The 14,800-nt window shown below is 71.0% G+C and carries 10 protein-coding genes; 8 read left to right on the top strand and 2 right to left on the bottom strand.

The window, feature by feature from the left end; translation table 11 throughout:
* Positions 1–10: 10 nt before the first annotated feature.
* Positions 11–1,549, bottom strand: coding sequence for a type VII secretion protein EccB (gene eccB / locus ACIPWY_RS24370; RefSeq protein WP_393705090.1), 1,539 nt, complete (start codon positions 1,547–1,549; stop codon positions 11–13).
* A 179-nt stretch (positions 1,550–1,728) separates the two neighbouring features.
* Between eccB and eccE the strand changes: the two genes are divergently transcribed.
* The 8 genes from eccE (at position 1,729) to ACIPWY_RS24330 (ending at position 13,690) form a co-directional block, all read left to right on the top strand.
* On the top strand, positions 1,729–3,090 hold the full coding sequence (gene eccE / locus ACIPWY_RS24365; protein WP_393705088.1) for a type VII secretion protein EccE: 1,362 nt from the start codon (positions 1,729–1,731) through the stop codon (positions 3,088–3,090).
* Positions 3,090–3,902 (top strand): hypothetical protein, encoded by an 813-nt coding sequence (locus ACIPWY_RS24360; protein WP_393705086.1) that lies wholly within the window; start codon positions 3,090–3,092, stop codon positions 3,900–3,902. Before eccE ends, ACIPWY_RS24360 begins: the two co-directional genes overlap by 1 nt.
* A 337-nt stretch (positions 3,903–4,239) precedes the next feature.
* Positions 4,240–7,326, top strand: a complete 3,087-nt coding sequence (locus ACIPWY_RS24355) for an SCO5717 family growth-regulating ATPase (protein WP_393705084.1) — start codon at positions 4,240–4,242, stop codon at positions 7,324–7,326.
* Between the two features lie 354 nt (positions 7,327–7,680).
* On the top strand, positions 7,681–9,582 hold the full coding sequence (locus ACIPWY_RS24350; protein ID WP_401534928.1) for an ABC transporter substrate-binding protein: 1,902 nt from the start codon (positions 7,681–7,683) through the stop codon (positions 9,580–9,582).
* A gap of 76 nt (positions 9,583–9,658) precedes the next feature.
* The gene (locus ACIPWY_RS24345) at positions 9,659–10,735 is read left to right on the top strand and encodes an ABC transporter permease (RefSeq protein ID WP_362908652.1); all 1,077 of its coding nucleotides are present in this window, start codon (positions 9,659–9,661) and stop codon (positions 10,733–10,735) included.
* Positions 10,732–11,679 carry an ABC transporter permease gene (locus ACIPWY_RS24340; RefSeq protein ID WP_362908653.1) on the top strand — a complete coding sequence of 316 codons (948 nt, stop codon included), beginning with the start codon at positions 10,732–10,734 and terminating at the stop codon, positions 11,677–11,679. Before ACIPWY_RS24345 ends, ACIPWY_RS24340 begins: the two co-directional genes overlap by 4 nt.
* Positions 11,676–12,677, top strand: coding sequence for an ABC transporter ATP-binding protein (locus ACIPWY_RS24335; protein WP_401534923.1), 1,002 nt, complete (start codon positions 11,676–11,678; stop codon positions 12,675–12,677). Before ACIPWY_RS24340 ends, ACIPWY_RS24335 begins: the two co-directional genes overlap by 4 nt.
* A complete protein-coding gene (locus ACIPWY_RS24330) occupies positions 12,674–13,690 on the top strand; it encodes an ABC transporter ATP-binding protein (protein ID WP_362908655.1) in 1,017 nt (338 codons plus the stop codon). Before ACIPWY_RS24335 ends, ACIPWY_RS24330 begins: the two co-directional genes overlap by 4 nt.
* Positions 13,691–13,740: 50 nt before the next feature.
* On the opposite strand, the gene ACIPWY_RS24325 is transcribed toward ACIPWY_RS24330, so the two are convergent.
* Positions 13,741–14,694, bottom strand: coding sequence for a bifunctional riboflavin kinase/FAD synthetase (locus ACIPWY_RS24325; RefSeq protein WP_362908656.1), 954 nt, complete (start codon positions 14,692–14,694; stop codon positions 13,741–13,743).
* Positions 14,695–14,800: the final 106 nt, after the last annotated feature.

The raw sequence follows: 14,800 nt of genomic DNA, 5'->3' as shown, positions 1-14,800 counted from the left end.
TCCCCCGGTCCTAGGAGCCCTGCGGCTGGCGGGCCGCTGTCCTGGACAGGCGCGGGCCCGTGGGCAGGAACTGCGACCAGGCGTACGGGATCGGGGCCGGGTCGACCTTGTCGTAGCCGAGGCTGGTCTGCGCCAGCTTGGCCTCCTGGCGCAGCTGGTCACGCTGCTTCTTCGTGGTGCCGATGCCCGCGTCGTCGGCGCCGCTGTCGCTGTTGGACTGCATCGCGTAACGAAGGCCCGTGTCGGTGACGAGGAACACGGGGCCCACCTTGGTCGCGGTGCCCGTGAACTGGCGGTAGAGCTGGCCCGATCCGGCGGTGACATAGGCACTGGAGGAGCCGGTGGGAAGAGGCGCGGGGAACTTCGTGCCCGCCCATGTGCTGAGCGTGGTGTCGCCGTTGTCGCGGTCGACCTTGCTCAGGACGTTGCAGACGGTGTTGCGGCTGCCGGCCGCGGTGGAGGCCTTGTTGATCGTGTTCGGCGTGTACGTCGGCCAGTTGCCCGGCTCGAAGCTCTGGCCGGCAACCACGGCGCCAGGGCTCACCTTGGTCGCCTCGCCAGGCTGCCCCAGGCCCACCAGATCAGGGCTGCCCAGGAGCAGGTGCGCGGTGAAGTCGGTGACAGGGGCGACCTTGCCCGGCAGGACGACGTAATACTGTTCCGGCGTCTTGAGGACCATGCCGACCCGGTTCGCGGAGTCGTCGAGCGTGCTGTTCGCGTTGGCGGGGTCGCCGGGGTGGCCCTCCAGCGTCGGGAAGGTGATCGGCGTGCCCTTGTGGAGGGTCTCGAGCCAGTCCCTGGAGACGCGCTGCGGCTCCTGGTTCGCGTCCTTGATGTCGAGGGCGGTCAGGAGATTCTGCTGCCTTTCCTTCGTGGCCTGCTTGGCGATGCGGTAGGCCGTGCCGCTCGCGTCGACGACGTACTCCGTCTTGGCCTTGTCCGGGCCGACGACGTACATCAGGTCGCCGCCGCGCAGCTTCGAGTCGCGGCCCTCGGTCTTCGGCTCGTCCCGCTTCGCGAGGACGAACGCCGCCTTCTGGATGGCGCGGCCGCCGTCGGTCGGGCGCTCGCAGACGGCCCAGCGCTTGGCGGACTCCGCCTCGGAGTCCGGCGGCAGGCGGTCGGGGGCGTACGGGATGCCGATCGTGGCACCGTGCGGGATCTTGCCGTTGTCGAGCACGTCCTCGGACACCGTCACCGGGGGGTTGTCACTCGGGTCCACGAGAAGCTTGGCCGACGCCATGTTGAGGACGGGGTGCAACTGGACCTTGCCGTGCGTCTTCAGGACCACGTACCGCGTCGTCGACTTGTCCGCGACGATCACGTTCTTCGCCGTTTCATCCCACTTGGGCGGCGCTGTCGGCTTGAACATCCCCCACGCCCCGAAGACCGCCAGGACGACGATGCCGACGATGACGCCCGGCAGCACCGCACGCAGCGGCTTCGGTGCCCCTTCCTCCGAACCGGAGGGTGAGGGCTGGAGGAAGGACGCGAGCGTACGACGCTTCGCGAAGGTGTAGGCGTTGAGTTCGTCCCGCCGTGATGCCATCTGTGTCCGCTTCTCCCCGTGCAGCACTCGGGGGTACCTGCGTCCCCCGCCCTCCGTTGTCAGACCCGGCCCCTACTATGCCTGTTGCGTGGTTGTGCGTGTGGGACGGGTAGGGTGCTGGGGCCTTCAAAGGCCCTGCGCGTCAGGGATTTTCGGGAGAGTTCGGGGGATTTGGAGTGATGGCTTCCGCAACGCGGACCCGGTCGCGGTCGCAATCCCGGTCGCGGTCGGGTGCCCGGCCGGGACCTGGGGACGGTGCGCCGGCGGCGCGGTCCGGCGGTGGGGCCGGCTCTGTGGCGGCGCCCGCCGGTCCGGTCTCGCTTCATCTGAAGTCACGTTCCGGACGGGCCGGGTCGTTCCGGCTCCAGCAGATGGTGATGATCGAGGTCGCCGCCGCGCTGCTCGTCGGCGCTGCGGTCGTCGACAAGCTGGCGTTGGTGCCCGCCGGTGTCGTCGCCGTGATCCTCGCCCTGTTCGCTCTCGTACGCCGCAGGGGGCGTTCGCTGCCCGAGTGGCTCGGCACCGTCCTCGCCCTGCGCGGGCGCAAGCGCCGTGCGGCGAGCACCCCGGTCCCGCCCGGCACGGAGCCGGGCCTGGCGCCCGCCGTCGAGTGCGACCCCGCGCTGCGGACGTACAGCTACGTCCGTGGTGACGACCGCGACCAGCGGCCCATCGGCATGGTCGGCGACGGCGGCTTCCTGACCGCTGTGCTCCAAGTCGAGTCGGACGCCACCGCCTTGCGCGCGGAGCGCTCCCGGCGGCCGCTGCCCATAGGGATCGTGCGGGACGCCCTGGATGTCGACGGGATCCAGCTCGAGTCGGCGCAGATCGTGCTGCACACGCAGCCCGCGCCCGCGCTGCACCTGCCGCAGCAGTCCGTGGCCGTGAGCAACTACGCGCCCCTGCAGGCCCAGACCGGCTCCCCCGCCGTCCGCATCACGTGGATCGCCCTGAAGCTCGACCCGGAGCTGTGCCCGGAGGCCGTGGCCGCGCGCGGCGGCGGCACCGTGGGAGCGCAGAAGTGCGTGGCCCGCGCGGCCCAGCATCTGGCGAGCCGGCTGACCGGCGCGGGCTTCCGCGCCAGTGTGCTGACGGAGGAGGAGCTCACGGCCGCCGTCGCCACGTCGGCGTGCGCCAACCCGATGGTGACGGCGCAGGCCGGGCGGAGCGAGCTGCCGCAGCGCAGGACCGAGGAGTCCAGCCGCAGCTGGCGCTGCGACAACCGCAGGCACACCACGTACTGGGTGCGGCGCTGGCCCCAGCTCGGCGGATCCGGGCCCGCACTGCACCAGTTGGTGGCGCTCTTGACCACAGTGCCCGCGCTGGCCACGACGTTCAGCCTGACCCTGTCCCGCGGTGACCAGCGGGACGTACAGCTCTGCGGGCACATGCGGATCACGGGACGCAGCGAGAGCGAGCTGACCACGGCCCGGCGGTCCCTGGAGACCGCGGCCCGGCAGGCCAAGACGGGTCTCGTCCGGCTCGACCGCGAACAACTGCCCGGAGTTCTCGCCACGTTGCCCCTCGGAGGTGCGCGCTGATGGCCATGACGTCATCTCCCCCGTCCGGGGCAGGATCCTGGGACGGAAACTCCTGGAACGGGAACGGCAACGGCAACGCAGGCGCGCCTCCCGCGCCGGCCACCGGTGACCGCCCCCGTACCGGGTTCGGGCTCTTCGGGCCGCGGCACCAGCGCCACACACTCTCCGTCGAGCAGTTGGACACCCTCGCACTGCCCATCGGGGACGACGGAGTCGTCGTCGGCGTGGATGCCGACGGCCAGCCGGCCGTACTCGGGGTGAACAGGCCGACGCCGTACGACATGGTGCTCATCGGTGGCCTGTGGACTGCCCAGGTGCTCGCGCTGCGGGCTGCGGCGACCGGCGCGCGGGTCGCGGTGGAGACCGGGCGGGCGCAGGCCTGGGCCCAGTTGGTGCAGGCGGTCGGTGGCGGCCAGTCCGGGATGACGGTGCACGACGTCGGGCGGGTGCCGCCGCAGGGCGCGTCCGCCGGTGGCCCGGTGCTCGTGGTGCGGGACTGCGGGATGCGGCCGCCGCGCGGGCGGGTGGCGTCGGCGCCGTGGCAGTCCGTGCTGACGCTGCTGCCCTATCTGAGCCCGGTGGCGCCCCGGTTGATGCGGCAGGCGCGGCTCGTCGGAGTCCAGCGGGTTTCGCCGGACGAGGCGGCGGAGATCGGTCGCGTCATCGGACTGCCGCGCGGCGAGTGGGAGTCCCTGCCGACCCTTGCGGACGGCGTCACTCTGTGGTGCACCGACCGCGACCGGCAGTACGTGATGACCCGGGCGACGGACGCCGAGACCGGATTGTTGGGTAACGCACGCCGGATGGACTGAGGTCGGCCCGAAGCCCGCCGCGGAGCGTCCCAGCGATCGAACTCGTTCCCCTTTGTGTCCCATTCGGACAGTTTGCACGTGGCGGACTGAGGGGTGTTTCGTCACTTCCGTATCGCTTGGGCATCACTTGTTGGCCGGGTGTGACCTACCGGACGGCGCCGGGGGGCGGACGGGCCTGCCGTGCTCGTGGTTTTGGTGATTAGGCTGGGACAAGGACGCGCGCGCGAAACCCACGAACGGCTCGTACGCGTCCCAGGGGAAGGGCGCGGGGATCGGACGACAGGAACGGTCGCCCCTCACCACGGCACGAGGGTGCTCGACCACACCAGGAGGCATTGTGAACAGCGATCGGGACGAGATCCGCGGGGGCTGGGACACACCCGTCGATGATCACTCCGACGCGGAGTCCGCCACTGAGACGACGGGCGAGTTCACCATCGACTACGCCCCACCGGCCTGGTACACGCAGAACGCGTCGTCCGGCACGGGCGAGACCCCTTCGGCTGCACCCGTCACGCCTCCGCCACCGGTGCCTCCGGCCCCCGTCCCCACGCCCGCTCCCGCACCGGTGACGCCTCCGGCGCCGCCCGCTCCCTACACGCCGTACACGCCCGCCGCTTCGGCCCCCGAGCCGGACACGGGTTCCGGGAACGGGGATCTGGAGAGCGGCGCGACGATGCGGTTCTCCGCTGCCGCGCTGAAGCGGGAGTTCGCTGAACTGGCCGCGCAGAAGGCCGACCCGGCGACGGAGGAGCAGGGCGCTGACGCGGAGTCCGCGGACGCGCAGACGGATGCCGGAGCCAGTGGCTCGGGCGACTCCGGTGGCTCCGACGCCTCCGGTGATTTCGCTGTGGTCGCCGCTGCCGGGTCCTCCGGGGCAGACGAGGTGGCCGGCGCTGCCGGGGACGGCACGACGCCGGACTCCCCCGAGCAAGGCGGCGCAGACACTGACACCGGTACGGGTACCGGTCACGCCTCGACCGACGGCACCGGCCCCCATGCCGCTTCTGATGACGCGTCCGAAGCGGCGGGCTCGACAGGTTCGGACGGATCGAACGGATCGGACGCCTCGGACAACACCGCCGAGGCCGCCACGACGGACACACCGGCGGACACCGCCACCGGCGCTCCCACCGGTCCGGACGCGGGTGCCCCCGCCGCCTGGGCCCCGCCGCCGGTCCCGCAGGACGGCATCCCGCCGCTGCCCCCGGCGTTCCAGCCCGCCGCTCCCACATCGGCCCCGCAGTGGCCCGCGGAGCAGCAGCCGCAGCCCGGCATGCCGGTTCCGGCCCAGGGCGCGCCCGCCCCGCCGGCCTGGCCCGCGCAGAACACCCCGCCCACGCCGCAGGGTGGTTACGGCTTCCCGCAGCAGCCCCAGCCTCAGCCCGGCACGCCCAACCTGCCTGGCCCACAAGGGAGTTACGGCTTCCCGCAGCAGCAGGCCCCCGGCGACCCGCAGCAGCCCGCGCCCCCGGCACCACAGCAGCAGGGCTACGGCTTCCCGCAGCCGACCCCGCCCGCACCCGCAGCACCGAACCAGCCCGCCCCGCAAGGCGGTTACGGCTTCCCCCAACAGCCGCAGCCTCAGCCCGGCACGCCCAACCAGCCCAACCCGCCGGGTGGTTACGGCTTCCCACAGCAGCCCCAGCCCGGCGCGGGCTACGGGTTCCCGCAGCCGCAGCCCGGCGCGCCCGCTCAGGGACACCCCGCCGCGCCCGCCCCGCACCTCCCGGGGCAGGCGCACCCCCAGCAGCCGCCGGCACCGCAGAGCCCGCAGCAGCCCGGCCCTCAGCCTCCCGTCGCACAGCAGCCGCACCCGCAGCCGCCCGCGCCGCAGGCCCCGCACCCCGAAGGCCACCCCGGCCAGCAGGCCCACGGGCAGCCCGGCATGCAGGATCAGGCCCAGGGTCAGCCCGGACAGTTCCAGGGTCAGCCCGGCCAGCCCGGTCAGCCGTTCCCGGGGCAGGCGCAGCCCGCCGACCCCCGTGCCGGTGGTGCCTGGCCGCAGCCCATTCAGCACGACCAGCGCACGCCCACGAACGTCGGCGGTGCGCCGCTCGGCTACACGGCGGCCGTGGAGCTGTCGGCCGACCGGCTGCTCAACAACAAGAGGCAGAAGGCGAAGAGCACCCGCCCCGGCGGCGGCAACTCACGCTTCAAGCTCGGCGGCAAGAAGGAGGAGGCGGAGCGGCAGCGGAAGCTGGACCTGATCCGCACGCCGGTCCTGTCCTGCTACCGGATCGCCGTCATCAGCCTCAAGGGCGGCGTGGGCAAGACGACCACGACGACGGCGCTCGGCTCGACGCTCGCCACGGAGCGCCAGGACAAGATCCTCGCCATCGACGCCAACCCGGACGCCGGCACGCTCGGCCGCCGCGTGCGCCGTGAGACCGGGGCGACCATTCGCGACCTGGTGCAGGCGATCCCGCACCTCAACTCGTACATGGACATCCGCCGGTTCACCTCGCAGGCGCCGTCCGGCCTGGAGATCATCGCGAACGACGTGGACCCGGCGGTCTCGACGACGTTCAACGACACGGACTACCGCAGCGCGATCGACGTGCTCGGCAAGCAGTACCCGATCATCCTGACCGACTCCGGCACCGGCCTGCTGTACTCCGCGATGCGCGGCGTCCTCGACCTCGCCGACCAGTTGATCATCATCTCGACGCCGTCCGTGGACGGTGCGAGCAGTGCCAGTACGACGCTCGACTGGCTGTCCGCGCACGGGTACGCGGATCTGGTGTCGCGTTCCATCACGGTCATCTCCGGGGTCCGCGAGACCGGCAAGATGATCAAGGTGGACGACATCGTGTCGCACTTCGAGACGCGGTGCCGCGGCGTCGTGGTGGTGCCGTTCGACGAGCACCTGGCGGCCGGTGCCGAGGTCGACCTCGACATGATGCGGCCCAGGGTGCGCGAGGCGTACTTCAACCTCTCGGCGATGGTCGCGGAGGACTTCCCGCGGGCCCAGCAGCAGCAGGGCCTGTGGACGTCGGACGGCAACCCTCCGCCCACCATGGCTCCTCCGGTGCCGGGTCACCAGCAGCAGCCGTACCCCGCGCAGCAGCCCTACCCGGGCCAGCCGTACCCGGGTCAGCCGGGCGCGCCCCAGCCGCCCGCGCCGGGTCAACAGCCCGCTCCGGGGCAGCAGTTCCCGGGTCAGCCCTACCCCGGCCAGCCGTATCCGCAGCAGCCCGGCCAGGCCCAGGCCGGAGCCCCCGGCCAGCCGCCCCAGCAAGCGGGTCAGCCGAGTCAGCCCGGCCCCCCGCAGATGTGGCAGCAGCAGCCCCCGGCACAGGGCCAGCCCGCGCCGGGCCAGCCGCCCGCACCCGGCCAGACCGCCCCTGGACAGCCCGCCCCTGGTCAGCCGGGCCAGCCCCTCCCCCCGTACACCGCACAGCCCCAGCCGCCTCAGCAGTAACAACTGCCGATATTCCGCCCCTCCAGGGCATGAGAAAGGCCCGCACCGACACCGTGGTGCGGGCCTTTCCCGTGCCTGCCCGGCGCCTACCCCGCGTCTACTGAAAAGCCCTCAAATATCCACCAGGCACATATTGTTGTGCGGTACGGGCATCACGCCCTGGCCTGCAAAGCGTCAGAGGTCTCGACCAATGTGCGTGAAATGCAGGTCAACTCGTTATTTCCGCAGGCCACATGGGGTTCATGTGCCGTTGACGTGCGCAGACCGCCGCTGATAGACACACACATCAACCAGCTGGCGTCCCATGATCAACCTGCCACTCCTGCGCGAGCAACGACGCGAGGTCACCGACCCATGGACACAAAAGATCAGCCCAAGAGAGCACAGGCTCCGCTCTTCTCCCGTTCCCCACGGCGCGCGCCCCGCCGGACCCTGCGGGTCCTCCTGGCCGCCGGCGCCGCGGCGTTCACCCTGACGGCCGGCCTCGCCACGCCGCTCAACCCCGCACCCCAAGAGGCCAAGGCGGCCGACGGCGGCAAGAAGGTCCTCACCGTCGCCCTCGCCCAGAGCGTCGACTCGCTGAGCCCGTTCCTCGCCCAGCGACTGGTCAGTACGAGCATCCACCGGATGATGTACGAGTACCTGACCAACTACGACCCCAAGGACAACCACGCCGTCCCGGGCTTCGCCACCGACTGGAAGCCGTCCGCGGACAAGCTCACCTGGACCTACACCATCAGGTCCGATTCGAAGTGGTCCGACGGCAAGCAGGCCACCGCCGCCGACGCCGCCTTCACGTTCAACAAGATCATGACGGACGAGGGCGCCGCGACCGCGAACGGCAGCTTCGTCTCCAACTTCAGGAAGGTCACCGCTCCCAGCGCCACCAAGCTGGTCATCGAGCTGAAGAAGCCGCAGGCCACGATGGCCGCGCTCGACGTCCCGATCGTGCCGGAGCACATCTGGAAGGACGTCAAGGACTTCTCGAAGTTCAACAACGACAAGTCCTTCCCGATCGTGGGCAACGGCCCGTTCGTGCTGACCGACTACAAGGTCGACCAGTACGTGAAGCTGAAGGCCAACAAGGACTTCTGGCGCGGCGCGCCCAAGTTCGACGAGGTCGTCTTCAAGACGTACAAGGACCAGGACGCCGCGGTCGCCGCCCTGCGCAAGGGCGAGGTCTCCTTCGTGGCCGGCTCCCCCGCTCTGACGCCGGCTCAGGCGGCGTCGCTCAAGGGCGAGCCGAACATCAAGGTCAACGAGGGCCCCGGCCGCCGCTTCTTCGCGCTCGCCACCAACCCGGGCGCGCAGACCAAGGACCGCAAGAAGTTCGGCAACGGCAACAAGGCCCTGCTCGACCAGAAGGTGCGCCAGGCGCTGTTCCTGTCGATCGACCGCAAGACGATCGTCGACAAGGTCTTCCAGGGCCACGCCGTCGAGGGCGAGGGCTACATCCCGCCGCGGTTCGGCGACTACTTCTGGAAGCCCTCCGGCAGCCAGGCCCTCGGCTACGACCCCGACAAGGCGGGCAAGCTGCTCGACGAGGCCGGCTACAAGATGAAGGGCAGCGAGCGCGTCGGCAAGGACGGCAAGCCGCTCGACCTCCGCATCCTGTGCCACGCCACCGATCCGAACGACAAGGCGATCGGCAAGTACCTCAAGGAGTGGTGGGGCAAGCTCGGCATCGGCCTGAAGGTCGACTGCCTCGACGACGTCTCGGTGCCCTGGTACGCAGGTGAGTACGACCTCGCGTTCGACGGCTGGTCGGTCAACCCCGACCCGGACTTCGTCCTCGGCATCCACACCTGCGCCGCACTGCCCGTCAAGGCCAAGGAGAGCGCCCAGACGGACAACTTCATCTGCGACAAGACGTACGACGACCTGTACAAGAAGCAGCTCGCCGAGTACGACCCGGCCAAGCGCGCGGACATCGTCAAGCAGATGGAGTCCTGGCTGTACGACTCCGGGTACATGAACGTCATCGCGTACCCGAACGCCGTCGAGGCCTACCGCACCGACCAGATCAAGTCGATCCGGACCATGCCCACCGCGGCCGGCAACATCTACGGCCAGGACGGGTACTGGAGCTGGTGGTCGGCCGTTCCGGCGGACGGCACGAGCGACGCGAAGAACAGTGGAAGCAGTTCCAGCTCGACCGGCGTGATCATCGGTATCGTCGCGGCCGTCGTCGTCCTCGGTGGCGGCGGACTGTTCCTCGCGCGGCGCCGCCGCACCTCGGCGGACGACCGCGAGTAGCAGCACCCGGACAGAGAGAACGCGTCACGTCCGTCCGCAGGCGTCGCAAGTACCGCACGAGTAACGAGAGTTCCACATGACAGCAGAGAGCACTCCGGCGCTCGTGCAGAGTGCGGACACCGACGGCCCGGCACACGCCGGGCCGTCGGCGGCCCGCGGTCCACGGGCGCGCAACACCAAGGCCTATCTCCAGTACGTGGCGGGCAAGATCGCGGGGGCGATCGTGTCGCTCTTCGCCGTCCTGGTCACCAGCTTCTTCCTGTTCCGCCTGATCCCGAGCGATCCGGTGAAACAGATGACCGGCGGCCGCCGCGTCTCGGCGCAGCAGCTCGAAACGCTCCGCCACCAGTTCGGCCTCGACCTGCCGATGTGGCAGCAGTTCACCAACTACATCGGTGACGCGCTGACCGGCGACTTCGGCACGTCGTACCAGTTCCACGCCCCGGTCATCGACAAGATCACCGAGGCGCTCCCGGCGACGCTGCTGCTGACCGGCACGGCGTACGTCCTCTACACCGCGCTCGGCATCTGGCTGGGCACGCGCACCGCCTGGCGCAACGGATCGCGCAGCGACCGCTTCAACACCGCGTTCGCCCTCACGCTCTACTCGATCCCGTCGTTCTGGCTGGGTCTGCTCCTCATCATCGTCTTCTCGGTGGGGCTCGGCCCGATCCCGGGTCTGTTCCCGACGGGCGGTCTGGAGTCGGGCGGCGAGAGCGGGTTCGCGTACGTCATGGACGTCGCGCACCATCTGGTCCTGCCGGTGATCACGCTGGTGGCGGTCGGCTACGCGCAGACACTGCTCGTGATGCGCTCCTCGCTGCTCGACGAGATGGGCAGCGACTATCTGACGACGGCGCGCGCGAAGGGCCTACGCGACGACGTCGTACGCCGCAAGCACGCCGTCCCGAACGCGATGCTGCCCACGTTCACGCTGATGTTCGTGAACCTCGGACACGTCGTGGCCGGGCAGATCCTCGTCGAGACGGTCTTCTCCTGGCCCGGCCTCGGCGGCCTGTTCTACTCGGCACTCAGCGTGCCCGACCTGCCGCTCGTCCAAGGGCTGTTCTTCGTCTTCGCCACCGCGGTGATCCTGGCGAACACCCTCGCCGACGTGCTGTATCCGCTGCTCGATCCCCGGGTGGGCCGATGACTGCCGACACGAACACCGACCTCGACACCGCGCAGCTCCCGCCGCCGGCCGAGAAGAGCGCGCGGGCCCTGGCGCGCGCCCGCAAGCGCCGATCCGCCGCCCGTTTCTGGCGTGAGTACCGCACCCACCGGAGCGGGCTGTGGGGTCTCGCCGGGCTGATCCTCATCGCGCTCATCGCGATCTGCGCGCCCCTGCTCGTCGGCGCGGACTCGCAGAGCGTCACCGACGCTCCCGGCGGCGCGCTCGAAGCTCCGAGCGGTGAATTCCCCCTCGGCACCGACCAGTTCGGCCGCAGCGTGCTCGCCCTGCTGGTGTGGGGTGCGCGCGTGTCCCTCACCGTGGGTCTGCTGGCCGCGTTCCTGTGCGTGGCGATCGGCACGGTCGTCGGGATCGTCGCCGGTCACTTCCGTGGCTGGTACTCGACGGTCCTGATGCGGGTCACCGACTGGTTCCTGGTGATGCCGACGCTGGTCCTCGCGATCGCGCTGGCCACCGTGATGTCCCGCTCCATCTGGACGGTCATCCTGGCGATCGGCGTGACGACGTGGCCGACGACGGCCCGCCTGGTCCGCGCCCAGACGCTCGCCGTGGAGTCGCGGCCGTACATCGAACGGGCCCGCGCGCTCGGCGGCGGGCACGGGCACATCATGCTGCGCCACGTCCTGCCGAACGTGATGCCGCTCGTCCTCGCGCAGACCACGCTCGTGATCTCCAGCGCGATCCTCACCGAGGCCACGCTCGCCTTCCTCGGCCTCGGCGACCCGACGATCACGTCGTGGGGCGGCATGCTCCAGGACGCGCGCGAGGCGGGCGCGGTCAGCGCGGGCGACTGGTGGTATCTCGCGCCGCCCGGACTCGCCATCGCGCTGGTCGCGCTCGCGTTCACACTGTGCGGCCGTGCCATCGAAGCCGTCCTCAATCCGAAGCTGGGGGTGGCCAGGTGAGCCTTCTCGACGTCAGAAACCTCGAAGTGACGTACGCGGGCGGGGCGCGGGCCGTGCGCGGTGTGAACCTCAGTGTCGACGCGGGCCACAAGCTCGGCATCGCCGGCGAGTCCGGCTGCGGCAAGTCGACGCTCGCCCTCGCGCTGCTGCGTCTCCTGCCGGCCGGCACGAAGGTCTCCGGCGAGATCCTGCTGAACGGCGAGGACGTCCTCACGATGAAGTGGGGCCAGGTCAGGGCCGTGCGCTGGGCCGGTGCGTCGATCGTGTTCCAGGGCGCGATGCACTCGCTCAACGCCGTGCACCGCATCGGCGACCAGATCGCCGAGCCGATCCTGCTGCACAAGAAGGCGACACCTGCGGGTGCGAAGAAGAGGGTCGCGGAGCTCCTGGAGCACGTCGGTCTGCCCGCCGCCCGCGCGGACGCGTATCCGCACGAGCTGTCCGGCGGCCAGCGCCAGCGCGTGATGATCGCGATGGCGCTCGCCTGCGACCCGGGCCTGATCATCGCGGACGAGCCGACGACGGCCCTCGACGTGATGATCCAGGCGCAGATCCTGCGCCTGATCGAGCAGCTCGTCTCCGAGCAGGACCTCGGCCTCATCATGATCAGCCACGACCTGGCGGTCCTCTCGGACACCTGCGACCGGCTCGCGGTGATGTACGCGGGCCGTGTCGTCGAGGAGGGCCCCGCCTCCGAGGTCTACGAGAACGCGCAACACCCGTACGGGAAGGCCCTGTCGGCGGCGTTCCCGCGGATCGGTGACATCGCGTCCCGGTTCGCGCCGCGCGCTCTGCCCGGCGACCCGCCCGACCCGTCGGCGCTGCCCACGGGCTGCACGTTCCACCCGCGCTGCGCGGTGGCGCTCGACAGCTGCATCACCGAGGACCAGGAGCTGCGGGACGCGGGCGCGGCCCGGCGGGCGGCCTGTGTGCACGTGGGCGGCGCCACCGATCCGGACGACGCCGCCGGCGCCGAGGCAAGGAGCACCACAGCATGACCAGTACGTCCCCCCTGCTCACGGCCGGCGCGCTGCACGTCACCTTCCCCGGACGCCGTGGCGCGGACCCCGCACGGGCCGTGGACGGCGTCGACCTCGACATCGCGCCCGGCGAGATCGTGGCGCTGGTGGGCGAGTCGGGCTGCGGCAAGACGACGCTCGCCCGCTCCCTGCTGGGCCTGGTCCCTCCGACGTCCGGCCGGGTCACGTTCGACGGGAAGCCGCTCGACTACTCCTCGCGCGCCCTCAAGGCGTACCGCAAGCGAGTACAGCTGGTCCTCCAGGACCCCAGCGGCTCACTGAACCCGCGGCACACGGTGTACGACGCGGTGGCCGAGGGGCTGCGCATCCACGGGTACGCGGGCGACGAACGCGAGGCGGTGGCGAACGCCCTGTCGCGCGCGGGACTGCGTCCTCCGGAGCGCTTCTTCCTGCGCTACCCGCACGAGCTGTCCGGCGGCCAGCGGCAGCGTGTCGTGATCGCGGGCGCGCTCGTCCTCGACCCCGAACTGATCGTCGCGGACGAGCCCGTGGCGTCCCTCGACGCGTCGGTACGCGGCGAGATCCTCGCCCTGTTGCTCAGGCTGCGCGACGAGCTGGGCCTGTCCGCCCTCGTGGTGACGCACGACCTGGGTCTCGCCTGGAACATCGCGGACCGGGTCGCGGTGATGTACCTGGGCCGGATCGTGGAGACGGGAACGGTGGAGGAGGTCCTGACGGCGCCTCAACACCCGTACACACAGGCCCTGTTGTCCGTCCTGCCCGAGGCGCCGGGTGATCCGGTCGTGCTCACGGGCGAGCCGCCGGACCCGTCGCGCATCCCGTCGGGCTGCCGCTTCCACGCGCGCTGCCAGATCCTGGCGTCGGGCGAGGCGGAGCGGTCGGGCGTCGCGGACCGCTGCCGCGGGGAGGACCTGCCGGTGCTGTCGGGCGCGAGCACGACCCAGGTGGCGTGCCATTGGGCGTCGGCCGCATCAAGCCCGTCCGGCCGAACCAGCCCGTCCGGCGTTTGAGGTCTGGAGGTCCGGGGGCAACGCCCCCGAGACCTCAGCCCGAACCCGGGTCACTCCCCCTCGTACGCCTCGACCAATTCCCGGGACCGCTTCACGTCATCCGCGATGGCGACAAGCAGCGCGTCGATCGAGTCGAACTTGGCCATCCCGCGCACGTAGGCGAGGAAGTCCACGGCCACGTGCAGGCCGTACAGGTCGAGGCCCACCCGGTCGATGGCGTACGCCTCGACGGTGCGCTCGGTGCCGTCGAACTGCGGGTTGGTGCCCACGGAGATCGCGGCGGGCATCGCCTCGTCCCCGACGTGCAGCCAGCCCGCGTAGACGCCGTCCGCCGGGATCGCGGTGTGCGGGAGCGTCTCGACGTTGGCGGTCGGGAAGCCGAGCTCGCGGCCGCGCTGGGCGCCGCGCACGACCACGCCCTCGACGCGGTGCGGGCGGCCGAGGATCTCGCGCGCGCCCTCCATGTCGCCCTCGGCGACGAGCCGCCGGGTCAGCGTGGACGAGAAGGGCTCGCCGCCGCCCGCCGAGCCGCTCACGTAAAGATCGACGACCTCGACCCCGAAGTCGTACGTCGTCCCCTGCTCGGCGAGGAAGGCGACATTGCCCGCCGCGCGGTGGCCGAAACGGAAGTTCGGTCCCTCGACGACGAGGCGCGCGTGCAGCTTGTCGACCAGGACCTTCGCGACGAACTCGGACGGCGACAGCTTCGAGAACTCGGTGGTGAACGGCAGGATCAGCAGGGCGTCGACGCCGAGGTCGGCCATCAGCTCCGCGCGCCGGTGGTGCGGGGCGAGCAGCGGAGGGTGGCTGCCGGGGCGTACGACCTCGCTGGGGTGCGGGTCGAAGGTGACCACGACGGCGGGCACACCGAGTTCACGGGCCCGTTCGACGGCCCGGCCGATGATCAGCTGATGGCCGCGGTGCACGCCGTCGTAGGAGCCGATGGTGACGACGCTGCGCCCCCAGTCCTGGGGGATGTCCTCCAAGCCACGCCAGCGCTGCACGGTGATTGCTCCTCGCGAACCTGTGTACGACCGTTACGTCTCTTTGCCGAATACGCAGGTCTAAGAGTGCCATGCCGAACGCCCACGCCCCGCATCGGGAGGCGGC

The sequence above is a fragment of the Streptomyces sp. NPDC090032 genome, from assembly GCF_044748025.1.
GTDB lineage: Bacteria > Actinomycetota > Actinomycetes > Streptomycetales > Streptomycetaceae > Streptomyces.
This window is presented reverse-complemented; position numbering and strand designations above follow the sequence as displayed.

Excerpts from the sequence above, each read along its gene's own strand:
- eccB (WP_393705090.1), bottom strand. The coding sequence starts at position 1,549 with ATGGCATCACGGCGGGACGAACTCAACGCCTACACCTTCGCGAAGCGT.
- eccE (WP_393705088.1), top strand. The coding sequence starts at position 1,729 with ATGGCTTCCGCAACGCGGACCCGGTCGCGGTCGCAATCCCGGTCGCGG.
- ACIPWY_RS24360 (WP_393705086.1), top strand. The coding sequence starts at position 3,090 with ATGGCCATGACGTCATCTCCCCCGTCCGGGGCAGGATCCTGGGACGGA.
- ACIPWY_RS24350 (WP_401534928.1), top strand. The coding sequence starts at position 7,681 with ATGGACACAAAAGATCAGCCCAAGAGAGCACAGGCTCCGCTCTTCTCC.
- ACIPWY_RS24345 (WP_362908652.1), top strand. The coding sequence starts at position 9,659 with ATGACAGCAGAGAGCACTCCGGCGCTCGTGCAGAGTGCGGACACCGAC.
- ACIPWY_RS24340 (WP_362908653.1), top strand. The coding sequence starts at position 10,732 with ATGACTGCCGACACGAACACCGACCTCGACACCGCGCAGCTCCCGCCG.
- ACIPWY_RS24330 (WP_362908655.1), top strand. The coding sequence starts at position 12,674 with ATGACCAGTACGTCCCCCCTGCTCACGGCCGGCGCGCTGCACGTCACC.